Genomic DNA, 20,597 nt, shown 5'->3' with positions numbered 1-20,597 from the left:
CTGTCTGGGGCATGCCTTTGATTTGTTTGAGTTCCTTGCGGCCGATCGAGGCCAGGACCGCGGCGATGATGCCCCAGATCACGGCGACGATCACGGCGGCCCAGCCCAGCGGCATCAGGGCGCCCAGGGCGAACATCAGTGCCAGGGAAAGGAACAGCAGGACGAAGTGCCCGGCGACGCCGGCTCCGGCGAGCATGCCGGAGCCTTTGCCTGCCTTGGTGGCGGACTGTTTCAGTTCGGCCTTGGCGAGCTCGACTTCCTGGCGCATCAGGGTGGACAGATCCCGGGTCACATCACCCAGCAACTCACCCAACGACGCGTTGTCCGCCTTCACATGCGCCTCACTCGGCGGCGGCTCCGGAATAGAACTACTCACAGGTGGCGTCCTTCCTTCGACTGGTAGGGGTCATCCTCAAAGCGCAGGGCGCTGTCTTCCGCGGTACCTGAAGGCAGCGACGCGGTGGATACCGGAGTTCCCGTGCCTACAACCGGCTCGTCGTACAGGTCGGTGGCGCTTCCTGCAGCGAACACCGTCTCCTGCCGGAGGGGTGCTGCCTGCGGAGCGGCCACAGGGCGCTGTGCGGGGGAGGACTGCAAGGTCCCGCCCTGGGATGCGTTGGTGTCTGCGGTGAGGCCGCGGGTCAGGCGGCCCGCAAGGACACCGGCGCCGGCGGCCAGCAGAAGGAAGGTGCCGGGCTTGTTGCGGGCGAACCTCTGGACCTCGCCAAGCAGATCGCCCGGCTCCTTGTTCTCAAGCCAGGAAGCCACCGACTCGCTGCGCTGGGCAGCCTGCCGGATCAGGTCGCTGGCCATACCCTGCTGGTCCGGGGCGTCCGCCATGCTCTGCAGCTGGCTGGAAATGGTGCGGATGCCCTCGGCCGCCTTCTGCTGCTGGGTGCCGGCCTGGCTGGAAAGCCCTGATTTTGCCTGGGACAGCAGGTCCTGTGCGCTGGACTTTGCCTCGGAGGCGACGTTGGCCACTTCCTCCTTGGCCGTCTGGGCGACGCCCTGTACTGCGGTTGCGGCCTGGCCGGCTACGTTCGAAGCTTCTTCCTTGGCTGCCTGCTTCTTGGAACTGGCGCCGGAATCAGGCGTGCCTGAGGAAGTGAAGGTGTCTTCAGCACCAACCTCTGAGGCGCCGTAAGGATCCGAGATGGCGGGGTTAGGCGTCTGGGGCCATTGGTTCTCTGTCATCATGCTCTCTTTCGTAGAAGGGTCAGCTGGCGATCAAGAACCAGCAGTGCTGGCTGTAGTTAGTAAGCATGGTTACTACTTAGATACTAAGCACACTTCCCATTTGCTTTGCAAGGGGGTGTGTTGGTGGAGGTGCCGTGGAGGGTTGTTTGTGCGCGGAGTCGCGAAGATGTTTTGACGGTGAATAGTAAGCCTACTTGCGAATAGGATGCTAAGCATGCTTATTGTAGGTAGGTAGCGACGCATGAAGGGGTGAGGACACCCGCACTTCGCCACCTACAGGAAGGCCGCGGCCGATGACCAGCAACCTCGATCCGGATGCACGGAACAGCTACCGCCTTATTACACTGGCGGCGCGGCTGGTCCAAAGGCGTCAGGATGACGCTCTGGCGCCCCTTGGACTGACCCGCGCCGCCGTTATTGCCCTGGAAGGGCTGGCTGCCGGGCCCTTGAACCAGGAGCAGCTTGCGGAAGTGGTCCGTGTGCAGAGCCAGACCCTGGGCCGAGTACTTACCAGGTTGGAAGCTTCAGGGCACATCAGCAGGACCCGGCAGTCAGCAGACCGCCGGCAGTTTAAGGTCGAGCTGACAGAAGTTGGCAGGGCTGCGTTGGATGCGGCACGGCAGGCAGAAAGTGATGCTTATCCCGACGATCCCAACATCGCGTGGAAGGTCCTGCACGAGGAACTTTCGAAATTCATTCGGGCTTTGCCGGCAACCCGGGATCCCGAGGTGGTTCCGTTCGTTGCTCCTGAGCACAGGAACGCACGCCGGCCCCATGGCGGCCGCGGCAGCGGGCTGCGCGGGCTGGACCAGCCGCACCAGTGATGACAGGACCGTGGTGATACAGCAAGAGGGGCAGGGCCGCATGGCCTTGCCCCTCTTCTCCATAGCGGTTTACTTCTTGTTCTCACCCCTGCACCTCCTGGGTGCTGTCAGGAGTGCCTGAGCCGGCGTAGTGCAGCCGGATCTCGCCGTGTTCGCGGCTTACCTCAGCCACAACATAGGGGAATTCCTCCGGGCGGTGCTTAGCGAGCGGGTCCACTGTGCCGGTTCCGGCATCCACATAAGCCGTACACCAGGGACCTTCCCGCAGGTAAAGCTCAGCGTATTCTTCAGGCTGCCGGTCACTGTTCGTCCTCCTCATCGCTGATGGAGTCCGGGGGAGCTACGGGATTGAGGGCTTCCTGGATTTCGGCGGGATCTCAAAGAGGCAATGAAAGGGAATAGCCTTACGCCGTGCAGGCATCCTTCAGGGCCTGGACGGACTCGGCCGGCACTTGGTCTCCGGACTCCGCAATCTGGCCCAGCGGCGTTGTAATTTCGGCCGGAACGCCGGCCGTGCGGGCAGCGGAGACCAGCCCCCCGAGCACCCGTTTGTCCTCCACGCTGACCAGGCCGTCCTGGACCACCGCGCAGATCTGCCGGTTCACTTCGTCGGCGGCGGCGGTGGCAACCTTTGAGGCAGCATCGCTGGCTGCGTTCCCCGCGGCTTCCTCTACGGCGCCGCAGCCGGCAAGCAGCAGCAACAGGGGGACAGCGGACAGGGTGGCAAGGCGGCGGTTCATGGGTACAGCCTAACAATCCAGCGTATTGACGTTCCGCGTACCATGAGGTTCCTATGGAGACAACGCCGCCTGCTCCCGGAAATCCGGCATCCCCCGTCCCGTCCGCTGCACTGAAGGTGCTGGCGGTCCGTGCGGTGGGGACCACTGCGGTTCTCGCCGAGCTTTCCGGGCTTCCGGGCGTTCTCGCACTGCAGGCATTGCTGCTGAAACATCCGCTCCCAGGCCAAGTGGATGTCCTTGCGGCTGCGGAAACAGTGCTGGTGATGGCCGATTCACCGCGTGCGGCGCGCCGGATGCCGGCGCTGCTGCTCGCAATGGACCTTGCGGTCCAGGAGCGGGCGGAGGGCAGGCTGGTAACCATAGATACCGTGTACGACGGCGAAGACCTCGCCGAAGTGGGAACGCTGACCGGCCTGGGTCCGGACGGCGTGGTGGCTGCACACACCGGACAGGTGTGGACTGTGGCCTTTGGCGGGTTCGCCCCCGGCTTCGGCTACATGGTGGGCGAGAACCAGGTGCTCGACGTTCCGCGCCGATCCTCGCCCCGGACTGCTGTTCCGGCAGGGTCGGTGGCCCTCGCCGGAAGCTACTCGGCCGTTTATCCGCGGCAAAGCCCCGGCGGGTGGCAACTGATTGGCCGAACCGCTGCCCGGATGTGGGACCTGGGCCGGGAGCAGCCCGCGCTCGCCGCCCCCGGCGACCGGGTGCAGTTCCGGCCCGTCCGGGAACTCATCGACGTGGGAGTCCCGGATGAGGGGACTAAGAAGGCGGGGTCCCCACCCGACGCGGGGCTGCGCGTACTGTCGCCGGGAATGCAGAGTCTTATCGAGGATCTCGGCCGCCCCGGGTACACCGGTTCGGGTGTGGGCACTGCCGGCGCTTTGGACCGATCCTCCCTGCGCCGCGCGAACCGGCTGGTGGGCAACGGCCCGTCAGCTGCCGCCGTGGAAGTCGTGGCCGGAGGACTGCAGGTGCAGGCAGTCGGTGACCAAATTCTGGCTGTCACCGGCGCCCCTGCGGCGCTGACTGTGAAGGGCCCGGTCGGGGATCCGGAGGACAATGACGCATACTTCGAGCGGAATATATCCATGGCAGAACCGTTCGTGCTGCTGGACGGTGAGCTGCTGACCATTGGCCCGCCGGAACAAGGCTTCCGCAGCTACCTGGCCATGCGTGGAGGCGTGGAGGCCGAACAAGTCCTGGGCAGCCGTTCCACGGATACCCTGTCCGGCCTGGGGCCCGCCCCGCTGGCGAAGGGAGACTTCATCCATGCCGGCGATGCTACGGAATCCCGTGTGGTGAGCAATCCCGAGGTCCAGCCCGATTTCCCTGGCGAGGGAGTGACGGTGCTGGATGTTGTGCCCGGCCCCCGGGAGGACTGGTTTGGCGCCGCGGCCGTGGAATCGTTCTACGCCCAGGAGTGGGAGGTCACCCCCCGGTCCAACCGGATCGGAATGCGCCTTTCGGGCCAAGCGCTGGAGCGGAACCGGCAGGGGGAGCTGGCCAGTGAAGGCACCGTGGCCGGCGCCCTCCAAGTCCCTCCGGAGGGGCTGCCCGTCCTGTTCCTCGCCGACCATCCCGTCAGCGGCGGTTACCCCGTGATCGGGGTGGTGGTGGACCACCAGTTGGACCTCGTGGGGCAGGTGCCCATCGGCGGCCGTATCCGGTTCCGGCGGGTAGAGGCCGGCGGCTGAGGGTACGGCTGCTTTTGCATAGGAGGCACTGCCTTGGCCTCACCCTGCCCCTCCCGCCGGGACCGCCACCGCACTAGGATGACCCGAAACGGACGGAGGACCACCACATGCCTGAGCCAGTGACGCCAGCCCCCGAAACGGGATACGCCCCCGTCAACGGCCTGCAAATGTACTACGAGCTGCACGGCGCCGGCGGCACGCCGCTGCTGCTCCTGCACGGCGGACTGTTCGACATCGAGCAGCAATTCGGCGCCCTGATCCCGGGCTTGTCAGCGGGACGGAGGGTCATCGCAACAGATTTCCAGGGGCACGGCCGGACCAACGACATCGACCGTCCGCTGAAAACCCGCGACCTTGCTGCCGATGTCATCGGACTCCTTGAACACCTGGGCGTCCCGAAGGTTGATGTGTTCGGCTTCAGCGTCGGGGGCGCGGTGGCGCTGCACTTGGCGGTCAAGCATCCGGAACTTATCCGCAAGCTCATTGTCTCGTCAGTATCATTCCGCCCCGATGGGGACCGCGGCGGAAACGCCGAGGCGGTAGCCGCCATGACCGTCGATATGATCGCCGGCACTCCAATGGGACAACGCTACCTGGCTGTTTCGCCGCACCCGGACCGCGAGCACCTGCAGGGGCTGTTGGACAAGCTCGGCGGCTACGACGCGGATGCCATCGGATGGAGCGATGAGGAGATCCGCAGCATCGCTGCCCCGACGCTGATCACGGTGGGCGATTGCGACATGGTCAAGCTCGAGCATGCCGTGCGGTTCCTGCAGCTCCGCGGGGGAGATGTAAACGGTGACTTCGACGGCGTACCTGCATCGCAACTGGCGGTTTTTCCCGGCACGACCCACTTCTTTGGGTTGTCCAGGACCGGGCTGGTGCAGGACGTTGTGACCACGTTTCTGGACGGGCCCCCGCCTGCCGGCTGGAGCGACCGGTAACCAACTGAAGCGTTCGACGGCGGGTGGGCACCCGCCGTCGAACGCTTCAGTTCGCGGCCCGCCGCGGGGGCGGGCGTACCCATTCAGTTACCGGCCGCTCGCTGCGGGGACGCCGAGGATGCTGTCCAGCAGAGCATTGCGGAACTTGCCCTCGGGATCGTGGGACGACGCCAGGGACCGGAACCCGGCGAAGCGGGGGTAGAGCGTCTCCCAGTCGTGGCCCCCGGGGGAGAAAAGCTTGCCCCAGTGCGGCCGGGCGCCGAAGGGCCGGAGCAGGTCTTCGAGTTCCGGGAGCAGGGATTCCACCTCGGCCTGCAACGGCTTCCAGGTGAAGTGCAGGGCAACGCTTTGCTGCTTGTAGAAGGGGCTCAGCCAGAATTCGTCCGCGGCACCCGTGCGGACTTCCGAGACAAAGAGCAGGGGCGCGAGCTTTTCCGCCAGGCTGCGGACCGCCTGCAGCGCGGCCGGTGCATGCTCCAGCGGCAGGATGAATTCGCTCTGGAGTTCCTCGCCCTTGCTTGGGGTGAATTCGTGACGGAAGTGCGGCAACCGGTCCAGCCACTGCCCCGGCTCATCAAGCTGGATAGTGCAGTTTTCGGCGGACATATCCGGCAGCGGGTGCCGGGGCCGCAGGGCCGGCGTTGCGCCGAACAGTTCGGTCAGCGGGGGCTCCGAGCCCAGCGCTTTCAGCCACACCTGGCTGATGGTGTCACCGGCGTAATTGGTGAAAAGGCTGACGCTGTACGCGCTGGACATGATGCCCGGAAAGGCTGCCAGCGCCCGTTCCCATGGCAGGTCCTCCAGCACGCGCTGGCGCACCTCAAAGCTCGGCTGGACGGCCAGTTCAAGGCCGGTGACAATCCCCAGGGCGCCCAGGCCCACTACGCTGGCCAGGAATTCGTCCCCATCTTCCCGGGACAGGGTGACGGTTTCGCCCGAGGGCCTTACCAAGTCGATGGACTGTACGGCCCCGGCCAGCGACGGGTTATCCACACCGGAGCCGTGGGTTCCCGTCTGCACTGCGCCTGCGACCGAAATGTGGGGAAGTGACGCGAGGTTGTGGATAGCTGCACCCGACTGCTCGAGGGTTCGGCACAGGGCGCCGTAGCTGACGCCGCCGCTGACCCTAACAGTGTTGCGATCGGTGTCCAGGGCTATGTGCTGGGGCAGGGCGTCGAGCAGGACGTGGACTCCATCGGTGTCACCCACACGGTTGAAGGAGTGGCGTGATCCCAGGGCCTTGACGCGGGCCGCTCGCTCCACAAGCTGTGCCAGTTCCGCCACGGATTCCGGCCGTTCGACCTTTGCAGAGGAGTATTCGAGGTTTCCTGCCCAGTTCTTCAATGAATCAGCTTTCCGATGGGGGATGGGTGGCGGCTCACTCAACTGTCAGCGCTCACAATCTGCATGTCAAGGCGGCGGCACGTGCCGCCGCGTCGTTTCCCGAGGCAAACCCGGATGCTCTTGCCTTCGCCTTTCTATCGTTGTAAATTTTTCCGGTGACGCTTGCCGAGACTCCGCCGATGGGCTGGAACAGCTGGGACTGCTACGGCACCACGGTGACCGAGGAGGAGGTGCTGGCGAACGCCACTTTTATAGCTGAGCACCTGTTGCCCTTCGGGTGGGACACGGTGGTTGTGGACATCCAGTGGTACGAACCCGCGGCGAGGGCGGGCGGCTACAACGAGGGTGCCGTGCTGGAACTGGACAGCTTTGGCCGGCAGCTCCCCGCCGTCAACCGGTTCCCCTCGGCCGCGGGTGGACTCGGCTTCAAACCCCTGGCGGACCGGATCCACGCTTTGGGGCTCAAGTTCGGGCTGCACATCATGCGGGGCATACCCCGACAGGCGGTGCATCAGGGTCTCCCCATTGAAGGCACGGCCTTCACTGCCGGCGAAGTGGCAGACAAGTCTTCGGTGTGCGATTGGAACACGGACAACTACGGGCTCGACCATGACCACCCCGGCGCCCAGGCCTACTACGACTCCCAAGTGCGGCAATTCGCCGGCTGGGGAGTGGACTTCGTCAAGGCGGACGACATGCTGGGGCCCTACTTTGGCGCTGAAATCGAGGCCTACCGCCAAGCCCTGGACAGCAGCGGCCGGGACATGGTCCTCAGCCTTTCGCCGGGCAGGGCGGTGTCACTGGCGAGGCTGGAGCACCTCCGCGGAAATGCTCAAATGTGGCGGGTATCGGACGACCTTTGGGACGTGTGGGAGGACGTGGAGGCCCAGTTTGCCCGGCTGGCAAGGTGGGCCGCCCACCAGCGCCCCGGTGCCTGGGCGGACGCCGACATGCTGCCCGTCGGCAGGATCGCCCAGCGGGCAGAACGGGGAAGCGAGCGGCTCAGCCGCCTCACCCTTGATGAACAGCGGACCATGCTGACACTCTGGTGCGTTGCACGATCGCCGCTTATGCTCGGGTGCGACCTCCCGTCGTCGCCTGCGGAAACCTTGGACCTCCTCACCAACCGGGACCTCCTGGACGCGCACGGCGCCAGTACCAACAACCGGGAGTTACGGCGCGACGGCGGCCTGGTGCTGTGGGCGGCGGACAGCACGGCGTCGGACGATTACTTTGTTGCGGCGTTCAACACCGGAACGGCCGGGTTGTCCCGGACGCTGCCGCTCGCGGACCTTGGGCTTCCAGGCCCTGGTGCTTCCGTTTCGGGCACAGCTCTTTCCGACGCCGCCCTTCCCGACACCGCCCTCCCGGAGGGTGAGTGGCACGGCCGTGAGGCGTGGAGCGGGCGCAACGCCGTGATCCGCCCACTGAGGGGCTGGCCGGCGCTGCATGTTGAGGTTCCGCCGCACGGCGTGCATTTCTACCGGTTCTCGCGGGTACGGACCCCCTGAGCCGCCGCTCACCGGAAATTCATCGCCCGGCGCCGTTCGGCCGGCGGTTGAATCATGGCAGAGTGGAATGCAGTCGAGTTGAGGGAGGAACTCAGTGTCTGAACTGGGAAAAGCTACCGCCAGCGTCTCTGAGGATGATGCAGCAGAGCTAGCGGGGGACACCGGCGGTGTGACCGAAGCGGAGGCAGCGGAAGCTGCGGAGCTTATGGAGGCCCCGGAAGCGCCGGAAATTACCTTCGATGAAAAGTTCTACCCTGCACGGCCCAAGGCGCTGCGGCCTGTAGCCCGCCGCCGGCAGTACTTTGCCAACGCGCCGTCACTGGAACTTGACGGCCTCAACAAAACCTATGTGGAGTGGCTGAGGAACCAGGCGATGCTCGGCGATGCCAATGTCCTTGCCCGGCAGCTGTCAGGGCAGGCGAGCATGTGGCAGCACTCCTACGCGCACCCCAACCCGCGGGCCGCCGTCGAACGCGCCTCGGTGTGGTTCACTGCCTACCCGCTTTCGTTTATGACGACGCCGGGCCAATCCTTCCTGGGGGCGCTCGGCGATCCTGAACTGTGGAAGACGTTCCGGGAAATCGGCATCCGGGCCATCCACACAGGACCGGTGAAGAAGGCCGGCGGCCTGCAGGGGTGGGCAGAAACGCCCAGCGTGGACGGCCACTTTGACCGCATCAGCATGGCCATCGATCCACTGTTCGGTTCCGAAGACGAGTTCCGCAGGATGTGCGAGGTTGCCGGCGAACACGACGGCACCATCATTGATGACATCGTCCCCGGGCACACCGGCAAGGGTGCGGACTTCCGCCTGGCAGAGATGAACTACCGGGACTACCCCGGCATTTATCACATGATCGACATTCCGGAATCAGACTGGCACCTGCTGCCCGACGTTCCGCCGGGCGAGGACTCGGTAAACATCAGCCCCGAAGCCGAGCAGGCCCTGCAGAAGGCCGGATACATCATCGGCCGGCTGCAGCGGGTCATCTTCTATGAACCGGGCGTGAAGGAAACCAACTGGAGCGCCACCCGCGCCATTGTGGACACCACCGGCCAGAAGCGCCGGTGGGTGTACCTGCATTACTTCAAGGCCGGGCAGCCGTCCATCAACTGGCTGGACCCAACCTTCTCCGGCATGCGCCTGGTGGTGGGCGACGCACTGCATTCGCTGCTGGACCTGGGCACCGGCGCGCTGCGGCTGGATGCCAACGGCTTCCTCGGCGTCGAAAAAAGCGCAGAGGAACAGCCCGGCTGGTCCGAAGGTCATCCGCTCTCCGAAGCAGCGAACCAGCTGATCGGCAGCATGGTACGCAAGGTGGGCGGCTTCTCGTTCCAGGAACTCAACCTCACCATTGATGACATCAAGGCGACCTCGGAAACCGGCCCGGACCTGTCCTACGACTTCATCACGCGGCCCGGCTACCACTATGCCCTGGTCACCCAGGACACGGAGTTCCTGCGGCTGACCCTGCGGCTGGCGATGGAGATCGGTGTGGACCAGGCGTCACTGGTGCACGCGCTGCAGAACCACGATGAGCTGACCTATGAGTTGGTGCACTTCGCCACCCGGCACAAGGACGACGTCTTCGAGTTGGCTGGTTCCGAATTGACTGGCGCCGAGCTGACCGAACATGTCCAGGACACGCTCCGGAACAAACTCACGGGCGAAAACGGGCCCTACAACGCGGTCTTCACCACCAACGGTATTGCCTGCACCACGGTCAGCGTTATCACCGCCGCCCTGGGCATCAAGGACATTTCCTCGCTGACTGCCGAGCAGGTTGAGACGGTGCGGGAAGCCCACCTGCTGCTGGCAATGTACAACGCGCTGCAGCCCGGAGTCTTCGCGCTTTCCGGCTGGGACATGGTGGGCATGACAACCCTGGACCGGGCGCAGGTCAGCGAGCTCACAGCCCAAGGCGATACCAGGTGGATTAACCGGGGCGCCCACGACCTGATGGGCACCAACGCCGAAGCCACCGTCTCAGCTTCGGGGATGCCACGGGCACGCAGCCTTTACGGTCCTCTGCCCGAGCAGCTCAAGGACGACCGGTCCTTTGCCCGAAGGCTCCAGAAAATCCTCAAGGTCCGTGAGGAGTGGGGGATTGCCACCAGCCTGCTCCTGGACGTCCCGGACGTTTCCCACCGGGGCCTGCTGGTGATGGTGCACCGCCTCGCATCAGGGCAGATCCAGGTGACGGTCCTGAACTTCTCCGGTGAAGGCATCACCGGAAGTGTCCAGTCCACCCATCTGGAAGCCGGCGCGCAGGTCCAGGACCTCTTCACCGAGGAGACCGTGGGCCAGGTGGACGACCTGCACAGTTTCTTCATCGAGCTCGGCCCATACCAGGGCACGGCGCTGCTGATCGAGGAACCGGTCAGCGTGGAGGACGAAGCATAGGGACAACTGTGGTGGGGACGCTTCCCCGGGCGGCGCTGCCTCGGTGCAGCTAGGCTGCCTTGACGAGCGGAAGCTCGTCCCAGTGGGTGGTGTACCTGGGGGAGCGCATGTCCCGTTTCATGGTCCAGTCCGGGCCGCCGCGGATCCCGGCGTGGCCCAGGCCGATGGAGCCGCGGCCGTAGCGGCGGGTGATGTCCTCCAGCAGCGGCCCGATGTGCCTTTCCTCGTGCGGGTTCTCAAAGGGCTCCAGCGGTTTCTGGTTGCCGCTGGGCCGCAGGTCCGTGACCATGATGCCGGCGCGGGCGTACTTGGCGCCGTCAATGATGGCGGGCAGCAGCGCGTGGGCGGCTTTGGTGAGGATGACAGGGTCCGCCGTCGGCATGGGAAGCGGGACGCACACGGACGGAAAGGACGTTTCCTGCGCGTTGAAGTGGGACGTTCCGGCGAAGGCGGTGAGGAGTTTGGCCTGCAGGTTGTGCTTGGCCAGCCGGCCGCTGGCCATTTGGGCATAGACGCTGAGGACCTGCCGCACGTCGTGGGCCCTGGTGATGGGAGTGGAAAAAGAGCGGGAGAAGATCAGCTGGTCCCGGCCAATCCGGGCCTCCTCCATGGGGATACAGGGTGTCCCCTGCAGTTCCAGGACGGTCCGCATCATCACCACCGAGAAGCGCTCGCGGATCCGGACAGGGTCTGCGCGTTTGAGGTCCAGAATGGAGTGGATGCCCATGGCGTTGAGGCGTTTGGTGATTCTGGTTGCCACGCCCCAGACCTCAATCACCGAGAGCCTGGCCATCAGTGCCTCCTGCTGCTCCGGCGGTACCGAATCCCAGCGGCAGACGCCGTTGAACGCCGCATTGTGCTTGGCCCACTGGTTGGCCAGCTTGGCCAGGGTTTTGGTGCGGGCGATGCCCACGCAGACGGGGACGCCGACGTTCCGGGCTGCCGCGGCCTTGATGGTCCGCCCGAGTTCCAGCAGGTGGTCCGGGGTGCCTTTAACGCCGAGGAATGCTTCGTCGATGCTGTAGACCTCCAGCCAGGCGGAGTAGCGGCCCAGCAGTTCCATCACGCGGGCGCTGATGTCTCCATAGAGTTCGTAATTGCTGGACTTCGCGATCAGGCCCCATTCCTTGGCCCGCGGTGCGAGCTTGAACCAGGGCTCGCCCACTCCGATGCCCAGGGCCTTCGCTTCGGGTGAGCGCGTGACGGCGCAGCCATCGTTGTTGGAGAGCACGATCAGGGGCTTTCCCTCAAGGGAGGGGTCAAAGGCGCGTTCGGCGCTGGCATAGAAGCAGTTGACGTCCACGTGGGCGATCTCGGGCATCTGCCGCATGATGGCTGGCCGGGTCACGCGTGTCCCTTAGACATGGTGCAGGCACCGGGTGGCCACGCCCCAGATGGTCAGCTCACTGAGGGCCGACACCTTGATATCGGGGTACTTCGGGTTTTCCGCCTGCAACACCACGCCCGTGGCGGTGATGCGAAGCCGCTTGACCGTCAGCTCACCGTCCAGGACGGCGATAACCACGCAGCCGTCCTTTGGTTCGAGGGCCCTGTTGACGATGAGTTCATCGCCGTCGCTGATGCCCGCGCGCTCCATCGAGTCGCCGGTGACCCGGACCACAAACGTGCTGGTGATGTCCTTGATCAGGTGCTCGTTCAGGTCTATCCGGCCGTCGAAGTAGTCCTGCGCAGGCGAGGGATAACCGGCAGCAACGGGCACCGGAGACACCCAAGCCAGCTGCAAAGAGAGTCCCGCATCTATCACACGGGGACCGACAACAACGCCCACAACACACCCTTATTCGAATATATGTTCGATACTCCGAGTGTACTCCCCGGTCCGGACATTCACAGCCAGCGGCCTTCCTTTCTGGCGGGTGAAGTAGAGCGCACGAAGCGACACATTGACGACGACGGCCTACGGCGTGCGCTCCACCGCCGCCTGGATGGCGCGGGCGAGTTCCGCGGGCTTGGTGAACTGGGGCCAGTGCCCCGTGGGGAGGTCGACGTACTCGACGTCGCGCATCCGGGCCAATTCGGCAACGAAGGGGTGGCCGCCGTCGATCCATTCCTTCAGCATGGAGGACGGAAATTCGCAGGCGATGATGGTGGCCGGGACGTCGTAGCGGCGCTCATCACTCAGGTGCTGCTGGTCGTAGGCGACGCCTTTCGGCTGCGGGATCGCCCGCGCACGGAAGGCCTGGCGAAGCCCCTCGTCCAGATCCACCAGGTCGGCGTCTTCAAAGCCCTCCCACGGCGGAAGTGGCACGTCGTCGCCCTCGGCGGGCAGTTCGTCGTTGATGACGCCCCCTTCGCCGAGGGGCCCGCTGTCCACGTAGATGGCCCGCTCCACCCGGTTCGGCCGGGCATCCAGGGCGGCGTGGATGATCGCACCCCCGCCGGAATGTCCTACGAGCACAACCTTGCCTTCGAGGGAATCGAGGAGGGCCACCACCGCATCGACATGGTCGCGGAGGCCGATTCCGGCACGGCTCGCGTCCACCGATTCGAGCCCGGGAAGCGTGAGCGGATGGGTCCGATGACCGGCGGCCTCCAGGGCCGGCGTCACCTCCTCCCAGGATGAGGCGTCCAACCAGAATCCGGGTACGAGGATGATGTCCATGACGGAACCCTACTACCGGGGAGGCACCGACAGGAGCTGGACGGACAGGAGATCCCCTGTCCGCATGCCGGGCAGCGCCGTGACGGTGAAGGCGAGTCCGCCGCCAGGGAATGCAGCCCGATAGGTATCCCCGATGCGAAAGTCGCTCAGCACCTCCCCGCCCTCCTGCTCCTGGCGGACAGGTTCGCCCAGAGGCAATCCGTTCAGACTCAGCTGATGGCTGCGGTTTTCGTCCGGGCGGAAGCGGACCCGCAACAGGCTGGCGCGGGCATCACGATCATTAAGGACGTAGGAGAACCACCCGGTTGCGCTGCGCCAGTGGATGCCCTCGCCGCCCCCGGCACGGGTGCCTTCACCACGGAAGCCATGGTCCGCCTCCGGCTGTTGCTCCCCGGCGGTTACGCCATCCACCACTTCCCCCTGTACGACGGCGGCCCGGTCCAGTTCCAGCAGTTCCTCCCGCCGCTCGCTGGGCTCACCGGAGGGCCAGTACACGGTGTACCGCTCGTCGTGGATGGCGTGGAACGGTTCCAGGACAACGGTGCCGGGTTGCCCGCCGGCGTCGATTATTGACAGCTCCGCCGTTACTGTGGCTCTGTCGCGAAGCCGGATGGATGCGGCGTTGGGGACCACGGGGGCTCCGGCAAGCGGCAGCAAGGGCCCCGAGGCCACGTGCCCCATCCGTTCGTCCGCAGCCTCGAACCCGGGTACGCCTTCCGTTCCCGCCCGCGATGCCAGCACCACGGGGCCGTAAAGGAATGAGACCCAGGGCGAACCGTCCGGCAGACCTTCTGATCGGAAGCCGGGGGTCAGCCGGATCCGGACGTCGGAATCGCCCTGCCAGGTGCGGCTGATGCTGACGTGGCCGGCGCCGGCCGGCGCGGCCCCACCGTCGACCTCAAATGCCGCGGCCCATCCCGGACGCCTCAGGGTGATGGTGGCCTCGACGGAGGTGTGTGCCGTGACGTGCAGTGTTGCCTCGTCGGAGTTCGGGAAGTCCGTGTCGAGCCTGACCTGCAGGCCCTTATCCGCCCAGTCGAGGGTCGAGGGGATGTAGAGGTTGACGAGCAGTTCGTTCCCGCTGTGGCTGTAGATCAGTTCACCGTAGCGGGCATGGTTTTCCAGCCCCGAACCGACGCAGCACCACATGGACTCCTGCGCCCGTGAATAGACGCGGTAATGCCGGGGGCGCATGGGCGTGAAGTACACAAAGCCGCCGCGGCGGGGGTGCTGTGAGGACAGGATGTGGTTGTAGGTTGCCCGTTCATAGAAGTCGACGGCGGCCGGGTCGCCCAACTGTTCAAAGCGCAGCTTGGCCAGCTTCAGCATGTTGTAGGTGTTGCAGGTTTCGGGGCCCTGGGCATCAAGGATCATCGGCGTGAAGTCGGCTGAGGGATGGAAGTGTTCCCGCACGCTGTTTCCGCCGACGGAAACGGAGCGGCGCAGGACCACCGAGTCCCAGAAGCTGGAGCTGGCCTGCTCGTATTCCCGGTGGCCGGCGGCGGCGAGCCTGGCGTAGCCCACCGCCTTGGGGATCTGGGTGTTGGCGTGCAGCCCGTCCAATTGGTCCTGGCCGGCGGCGAGCGGCTCCAGGATGGCGCGGTGCGCGAACCGGTGGGCTTCCTGAAGGTAGTCGGCCCGGCCGGTAATTCCGGCAAGGATGGCGAAGGCGTCGTTCATGCCGCCGAATTCAGTATGCAGGAGCTCCTCAAAAGCCTCGCCGGAAATCTTGGCCGAAATGCCCAGCCACCAGTCGGCAAGCCCGGCGGCGATCTCCAAGGCCTCCGCTGATCCCGCGTACGAATACGCGTCCAGCAATCCAGCGAGCGTTTTATGGAGGTTGTAGAGCGGGACCCACCGTCCGTTCAGGGTGAAGAGGTCCGCATCCACGGTGCCCGCGGCCAGTTCGTTTCCCAGCTTCCGGCCGCCGGGTACGCCGCCCACATAGCCGTCGCCACCGGCGTCCTGGCACCTGCCAAGGACGCCGACGACGGACCGCACCTTGTCGAGCAGGCGCGCATCCCCGGTGGCCGCGAACAACTGTGCGCAGGCTGACAGGTAATGGCCGCCGATATGCCCACCCATCCCGTCCCGTTCCCAGCTTCCGTACGGTTCAGCACCGGCATCCAGGCCGGCCTCGGAGAGGTAGGGGGCGCAGAGCCTGTGTGTATCAAGTTCCAGGACGTACCGGATGGAGGTTTCCTGGGCAGTCTTGAAGCCACTGTCTAGGAGTCGGACCCGATCAAGGGGGAACGGTGCCACCGGACGCCCTGCCTCGAGCCTGGAATTGGCGGTGCTGCTGGTCATCGCATGGGCTTTCTTGCTGGTGGGCGTTACTGCTTGGGAGAGAGTCCGACGGCGTCCGTGGTCACCGCAGCGTGGGCGTTGCGGAAGACGGCGCGCACCAGCACGTCCGGGTCGCCGGGCATCCGGGGCGGAAGTTCGAGGTTGGAACGGTAGGTGCCCTCGTCGGTGCGTTTGGTAACCGGCTGGGTCCCGACCCTGTGCCAGCTTGCGCCGCCGTCGGAAGAGGTCTCCCAGGCAGCAACCGGACCCGGTGTTCCCGTGGCGGCGGCACTGAAGCTGGCATTTCTGCCGTTACCCGCCTCTACGGCTTTGGGCTGCTTTGCAATCACCGGCAGCCCCACAGTTTGGTCGAATACCGGCCAGCCGTCAGCCCATTCGATCTTCTGCACACCCAGGGTGGGGAAGTAGGGGATCTCCTCGTTGGAGCCGTCGTAGTAGTGGAACGCCAGGTAGTCGCCGAAGACCGACTGGCCGCCGGGTCCGGTGATGGCTCCATGCGAATCCAGCACCACGGAACCGCCGCCGCCAAACATGTCTCCGCCCTCTTTGTCCAGGTAGGGGCCCTTCACGGAAGTAGACCGGCCCACGGCTACTTTGTACGTGGAGTCGCCCCCGCGGCAGCAGGAATCGAACGAGACAAACAGGTAGTAGTAGCTGCCCTGCCGGGTGATGTAGGACGCCTCGATGGGGTTGCCGGGCATAAAGCGGTCCGCAATGTTCACAGTCTTTGATTGCCAATCCGCTACCGGCTTGCCGCTGGGCCACTCGATGGGTACCAGGAAGATGCCGTACCAGAAGGAGCCAATGGCCATGTAAGGCGTGCCGTCAGCGTCCTCGATGATGCCGGCATCGATGGCGTTGAAGGTTTTTCCCGGGTTGCTTGGGTCGAGTCCGGTCACCGGCGAGGAAACAACGAGGCCTTGGTCAACCCATTCATAATCCGGGTGGTTCGGATCGAGGGTGGTGTTGGTGGCCAGCGCCGTCACCGAGTTGCTGCTGCCAAACCGCGACGCCGAATAGTAGAGGTAATACGTGCCGTTGTGCTCAGTAATCTCAGGGGCCCAGAGATTGCCCGGCAGTTCCCCGTCGGAAAAGTGCTCGTCGATCCAGGCGGGGATCCGGTCCCACACCGTCCCGCTGTATTCCCACGTGGTTCCCGCGTCGTGGGACGCCCATATCTGGATGGTGCCGCCGTTTTCGCGGTTCACCAGCCCGGTTGAATAGACGTACCAGGTGCCGTCCCCGGCGATGATCAGCGCGGGATCGTGTATGGGGGACGTCTGGCCCACTACGGTCTTGCCCCCGGGAAGGTCCGGCTGGACCTTCTCCTTGGCGGGCCATTCGAGCGCAGACTTTGCTGTCTGCCGGGCTTCCAACGCTGCTGCCGGGGCGCTGACGGGACTGGCCGTCGTCGGAAGCGCTGCTGCTGTGAGGGCGATGCCGATGGCTGCAGCTAATCCTGCAGCGCGCAGCGCCCATGGACGTGACTTCATCATCACGTGGTCCTTCCGGGAAGTGGATGCGGCACGGGGCCGCAGCTGGGAAAAGAAAGCTTGCAACGTTGTAATGGAAATATGGCATGCGACCTGGATCACGTCAAGCAGCCGCCCCTCCGCGTTGGAGACGTTCGTTTTCTAACTCTTGACGATTCATCTGCTGCTGTGTGATGGTTTCTTACAACGTTGCAAAGAACCTCGCAAAGACGCTCCGCTACCGCGGCGTGCGGGGTCCGGTACCGCTCAGCTCAGCCCATACACTTGTTGCTCCACCAACCCGGAAGGACTGCGTGATGATGAAGTCACGTCCCATGGCCGCAACCCTGGCGCTCTTTACCGCCGCCGGCCTTATGCTCGGCGGTTGCTCCGCCCCCACCGGCGGGGACGCCGGCGGCGAAAAGAAGCTCACGTTTATGTTCCGCGGAGGTGAAGACGAGAAGAAGGCCTATGAAAAGGCCGTGGAGCAGTTCGAGGCCGCCAATGGTGTGGACGTGGACATCATCGTTACCACCGCTGACCAGTACGCCACGAAGCTGAAGGCCGCGATTGCCGGCAAGCAGGTCCCGGATGTGTTCTACATCGGGCCGGGTGACGTCCAGGCCTACGTGCAGAACGGCATCGTCAAGGACATCACCGAATACGTGGAAGGCTCCGACACCATCGACCTGGAGAACATCTGGGAGTACGGCGTGGACAGCTACCGCTACGACGGGAAGAGGGTGGGCGAGGGGGCCATCTACGCCCTGCCCAAGGACGTGGGCCCGTTCTCCTTCGGCTACAACAAGACGATGCTGGAGAAGGCCGGAATTCCGCTGCCGGACAAGGACAAGCCGTACGCCTTCGACGAGTTCGTGGCAGCTGCCAAGAAGCTGACGGCGGACACCAATGGCGACGGCACCTTGGACCAGTGGGGCACCGGACTGAACGTCCAGTGGAACCTGCAGCCGTTTGTCTGGTCCAACGGCGGGGACTGGCTCAACGAGGACCGCACCAAGGTCACTGTGGACACCCCGGAGTTTGCTGAATCACTGCAGTGGTTCGCCGACCTGCAGAATGTCCATGGTGTGACGCCTTCGGTGGCTGAAGCCCAGACCCTGGACACCTACCAGCGCTGGATGAAGGGCGAAATCGGGTTCTTCCCCATCGCCCCCTGGGATCTCTCCACCTACCAGAAGCTGGGCTTTGAATGGGACGTTATTCCTTACCCGGCCGGAGAGACCGGCAAGACAGCCAGCTGGATCGGTACCCTCGGCGTCGCTGTTTCCGAAAGCACGAAGTACCCCGAAGAAGCTGTAAAGCTGGTGGAATACCTCACCGCCAACAAGGAAGCCCAGCAGAGCCTGGTGGACGCCGGAATCCAGATCCCCAACCTGAAGGACATGGCCGAGACCTGGGCCGCGGACACCACCACCAAGCCGGCCAACAAGGCCGAGTTCCTCGAGATCGTGAAGGACTATGGCCGCGCGCTGCCAGGCGGCAATACCTTCAACGCTGAGTGGTACGACGAACTCTTCACCAATATCCAGCCTGTTTTGGACGGCAAGCAGACGGCGGCGGACTACCTGAAGGAAGCACAGCCCAGGATGCAGGAATTCCTGGACTCCGCCAACCAGCAATCCGGCAACTAGAGGGGGGATCACCGGTATGACAACCATGACGCGCCCGCGCCGCTCGCGGCTTCACCGGAAGGAACACCAGGCCGCCCTTGCATTTGTTGCCATACCGGTGATCGGGTTCCTCCTCTTTACGCTTTTCCCACTCCTTTTTTCTGTCTACGCATCCTTCACGAACTGGAACGGCATTTCAGCGCCGGTCTTCAAGGGCCTGGACAACTACACAAAGATGTTCGGCGACCGCTACTTCCTGCAGTCGCTCTGGAACACGCTGTACATGATGATCGGCATTCCGATCGGCCTGGTCATCTCACTGGGCCTGGCACTGGCCATGAACCGCAAGATGCGCGGAACCACGTTTTTCCGCACCGCCTACTACCTGCCCGTGATCTCCTCGATTGCCGCCGTAGCCATCCTCTGGCAGTGGGCCTTCAACGGCGACTTCGGCCTCATCAACCAAGGCCTTGCCCTGGTGGGGATCGACGGCCCCAACTGGCTGCAGGACACCGCGACGGTGAAGCCAGCGCTCATCATCATGGCCATCTGGAAGGGACTGGGATACTCCATGCTCCTGTACCTGGCCGCCCTCCAGTCGGTCCCCCGCTACCTCTATGAAGCAGCCGCGCTGGACGGCGCCACCGCGTGGCAGCAGTTCCGGCACATCACCATCCCCATGGTCCGGCCGGTCACCTTCTTCCTCATCGTCACCAGCATCATCGGGGGATCTCAGATCTTCGTGGAGATCAACATTATGACCCCCACCGGCGGCCCTGAATTCCAGTCCGCTTCCATCGTTTGGTACATCTGGCAGAAAGCGTTCGACAACCTCCAGATGGGCTACGCATCGGCCATGTCCGTGGTCCTGGGGCTGCTGGTCTTCGTCATCACCTTCATCCAGTTCCGGCTCAACCGCCGCAACCAGTTCTCGATCGATTGAGGCAGGCAGCCCATGTCCGCACAGAATGTCATCACCACCCCACCACTGGAACCAAGCCAGGAAATTCCGGGCGGCACCGGGGGTTCACGCCCCTCCGCTTCGCGGACAAGCGGCGGCACCCGGTCCGCCAAGGACACGCTCCGCCTGGGAAACATCCTCACCACCCTGATCCTCAGCGTCGGTGCCATCGTGATGATCGCCCCGCTCGCCTGGACCTTCTCCACCTCACTCAAGACCAAGGACGGCGTCTTTGAGCTTCCGCCGCAGTGGATCCCGGATCCGTTCGTGTGGGAAAACTACGCCCGTATCTGGACTGCGGGCCCGCTCCTTAGCGGCATGCAGAACAGCCTGATCGTGGCATGCTCGGTGACCATCGTGGGCTCACTGACCTCCGCGCTCGCGGCCTTTGCCTTCGCCAAGATGCGGATGCCCTTCAAGAACGTCCTGTTCCTGGGACTCCTGTCCGGGCTCATGATCCCGTTCCCCACCCTGATGATTCCGCAGTTCACCATCTTCGCCAGCATCGGCTGGGTGGATACGCTGCTGCCGCTGATCGTGCCGGGACTCTTCGGCAACATCATCATGATCTTCTTCCTGCGCCAGTTCCTGAACAGCATCCCGGACTCCATCGTCGAAGCAGCCAGGATCGATGGTGCCTCCTACCTGCAGATCTTCTGGACACTCATCCTGCCGGCCATCCGCCCGGCCCTCGCCGCCCAGTTCATCCTCTGGTTCATGGCAATGTGGAACGACTACCTTGCCCCGATCATCTACTTGAACTCGCCGGGTACGCAGACGCTGCAGCTGGTCATTGCCAACTTCAACGCCCAGTACGCCATCCAGACGGACTACCCGCTGATCATGGCCGCATCCTTCGTGGCGCTCCTGCCGGTACTGATCGTCTTCGTGGTGTTCCAGCGCCAGATCATCGAATCCATCGCACTCTCCGGCTCCAAGGGCTGA

At 64.5% G+C, this 20,597-nt stretch carries 18 protein-coding genes; 8 read left to right on the top strand and 10 right to left on the bottom strand.

The features are described from left to right. A partial coding sequence (locus AC5RV1_RS02885; RefSeq protein WP_493993467.1) for a phage holin family protein occupies positions 1-376 on the bottom strand: 376 nt, incomplete at its 3' end. Further along, positions 373-1,194 carry a hypothetical protein gene (locus AC5RV1_RS02880; RefSeq protein ID WP_493993474.1) on the bottom strand — a complete coding sequence of 274 codons (822 nt, stop codon included), beginning with the start codon at positions 1,192-1,194 and terminating at the stop codon, positions 373-375. The genes AC5RV1_RS02880 and AC5RV1_RS02885, both read right to left, overlap by 4 nt. 296 nt (positions 1,195-1,490) lie before the next feature. Between AC5RV1_RS02880 and AC5RV1_RS02875 the strand changes: the two genes are divergently transcribed. Next, a complete protein-coding gene (locus AC5RV1_RS02875; RefSeq protein ID WP_493993466.1) occupies positions 1,491-2,021 on the top strand; it encodes a MarR family winged helix-turn-helix transcriptional regulator in 531 nt (176 codons plus the stop codon). Between the two features lie 82 nt (positions 2,022-2,103). Here AC5RV1_RS02875 and AC5RV1_RS02870 read toward each other — a convergent pair whose 3' ends face one another. Together AC5RV1_RS02870 and AC5RV1_RS02865 are read right to left on the bottom strand one after the other, a co-directional pair. Continuing rightward, entirely contained in the window at positions 2,104-2,259 is a 156-nt protein-coding gene (locus tag AC5RV1_RS02870; protein ID WP_493993465.1) for a hypothetical protein, read from the bottom strand. Positions 2,260-2,425: 166 nt separating this feature from the next. After that, a complete protein-coding gene (locus AC5RV1_RS02865; RefSeq protein WP_493945609.1) occupies positions 2,426-2,761 on the bottom strand; it encodes a hypothetical protein in 336 nt (111 codons plus the stop codon). A 53-nt stretch (positions 2,762-2,814) separates the two neighbouring features. On the opposite strand from AC5RV1_RS02865, the gene AC5RV1_RS02860 reads away from it, so the two are divergent. Together AC5RV1_RS02860 and AC5RV1_RS02855 are read left to right on the top strand one after the other, a co-directional pair. Next, entirely contained in the window at positions 2,815-4,455 is a 1,641-nt protein-coding gene (locus tag AC5RV1_RS02860; protein WP_493993464.1) for a 5-oxoprolinase subunit B/C family protein, read from the top strand. A 107-nt stretch (positions 4,456-4,562) separates the two neighbouring features. Continuing rightward, the gene (locus AC5RV1_RS02855) at positions 4,563-5,399 is read left to right on the top strand and encodes an alpha/beta fold hydrolase (RefSeq protein WP_493993463.1); all 837 of its coding nucleotides are present in this window, start codon (positions 4,563-4,565) and stop codon (positions 5,397-5,399) included. A gap of 87 nt (positions 5,400-5,486) precedes the next feature. Here the strand turns inward: AC5RV1_RS02855 and AC5RV1_RS02850 are convergent, their stop codons facing one another. Continuing rightward, on the bottom strand, positions 5,487-6,743 hold the full coding sequence (locus AC5RV1_RS02850; protein WP_493993462.1) for a D-arabinono-1,4-lactone oxidase: 1,257 nt from the start codon (positions 6,741-6,743) through the stop codon (positions 5,487-5,489). A 155-nt stretch (positions 6,744-6,898) separates the two neighbouring features. On the opposite strand from AC5RV1_RS02850, the gene AC5RV1_RS02845 reads away from it, so the two are divergent. Together AC5RV1_RS02845 and treS are read left to right on the top strand one after the other, a co-directional pair. After that, positions 6,899-8,254, top strand: coding sequence for a glycoside hydrolase family 27 protein (locus AC5RV1_RS02845; protein WP_493993461.1), 1,356 nt, complete (start codon positions 6,899-6,901; stop codon positions 8,252-8,254). A gap of 205 nt (positions 8,255-8,459) precedes the next feature. After that, positions 8,460-10,658, top strand: a complete 2,199-nt coding sequence (treS, locus tag AC5RV1_RS02840) for a maltose alpha-D-glucosyltransferase (protein ID WP_493993473.1) — start codon at positions 8,460-8,462, stop codon at positions 10,656-10,658. A gap of 49 nt (positions 10,659-10,707) precedes the next feature. Here the strand turns inward: treS and AC5RV1_RS02835 are convergent, their stop codons facing one another. The 5 genes from AC5RV1_RS02835 to AC5RV1_RS02815 all read right to left on the bottom strand — a co-directional run bounded on the left by AC5RV1_RS02835 (position 10,708) and on the right by AC5RV1_RS02815 (position 17,084). Then, the gene (locus tag AC5RV1_RS02835; protein WP_493993472.1) at positions 10,708-11,988 is read right to left on the bottom strand and encodes a Y-family DNA polymerase; all 1,281 of its coding nucleotides are present in this window, start codon (positions 11,986-11,988) and stop codon (positions 10,708-10,710) included. Positions 11,989-12,015: 27 nt separating this feature from the next. Beyond that, positions 12,016-12,447 (bottom strand): LexA family protein, encoded by a 432-nt coding sequence (locus AC5RV1_RS02830; RefSeq protein ID WP_493945614.1) that lies wholly within the window; start codon positions 12,445-12,447, stop codon positions 12,016-12,018. A gap of 129 nt (positions 12,448-12,576) precedes the next feature. Next, on the bottom strand, positions 12,577-13,281 hold the full coding sequence (locus tag AC5RV1_RS02825; protein WP_493993460.1) for an alpha/beta fold hydrolase: 705 nt from the start codon (positions 13,279-13,281) through the stop codon (positions 12,577-12,579). A 12-nt stretch (positions 13,282-13,293) separates the two neighbouring features. Continuing rightward, positions 13,294-15,588 (bottom strand): beta-L-arabinofuranosidase domain-containing protein, encoded by a 2,295-nt coding sequence (locus AC5RV1_RS02820; protein ID WP_493993459.1) that lies wholly within the window; start codon positions 15,586-15,588, stop codon positions 13,294-13,296. Positions 15,589-15,614: 26 nt separating this feature from the next. Further along, positions 15,615-17,084 carry an arabinan endo-1,5-alpha-L-arabinosidase gene (locus tag AC5RV1_RS02815; protein ID WP_493993458.1) on the bottom strand — a complete coding sequence of 490 codons (1,470 nt, stop codon included), beginning with the start codon at positions 17,082-17,084 and terminating at the stop codon, positions 15,615-15,617. Positions 17,085-17,377: 293 nt separating this feature from the next. On the opposite strand from AC5RV1_RS02815, the gene AC5RV1_RS02810 reads away from it, so the two are divergent. Genes AC5RV1_RS02810 through AC5RV1_RS02800 form a run of 3 tightly spaced genes read left to right on the top strand, consistent with a single transcriptional unit; the run spans position 17,378 to position 20,597 of the window. After that, positions 17,378-18,712, top strand: a complete 1,335-nt coding sequence (locus tag AC5RV1_RS02810; protein ID WP_493993457.1) for an ABC transporter substrate-binding protein — start codon at positions 17,378-17,380, stop codon at positions 18,710-18,712. 16 nt (positions 18,713-18,728) lie between these two features. Then, positions 18,729-19,634 carry a carbohydrate ABC transporter permease gene (locus tag AC5RV1_RS02805; protein ID WP_493993456.1) on the top strand — a complete coding sequence of 302 codons (906 nt, stop codon included), beginning with the start codon at positions 18,729-18,731 and terminating at the stop codon, positions 19,632-19,634. Positions 19,635-19,646: 12 nt separating this feature from the next. Next, entirely contained in the window at positions 19,647-20,597 is a 951-nt protein-coding gene (locus tag AC5RV1_RS02800) for a carbohydrate ABC transporter permease (RefSeq protein WP_493993455.1), read from the top strand.

Source organism: Arthrobacter sp. Hb9-2, assembly GCF_059091165.1.
This window is presented reverse-complemented; position numbering and strand designations above follow the sequence as displayed.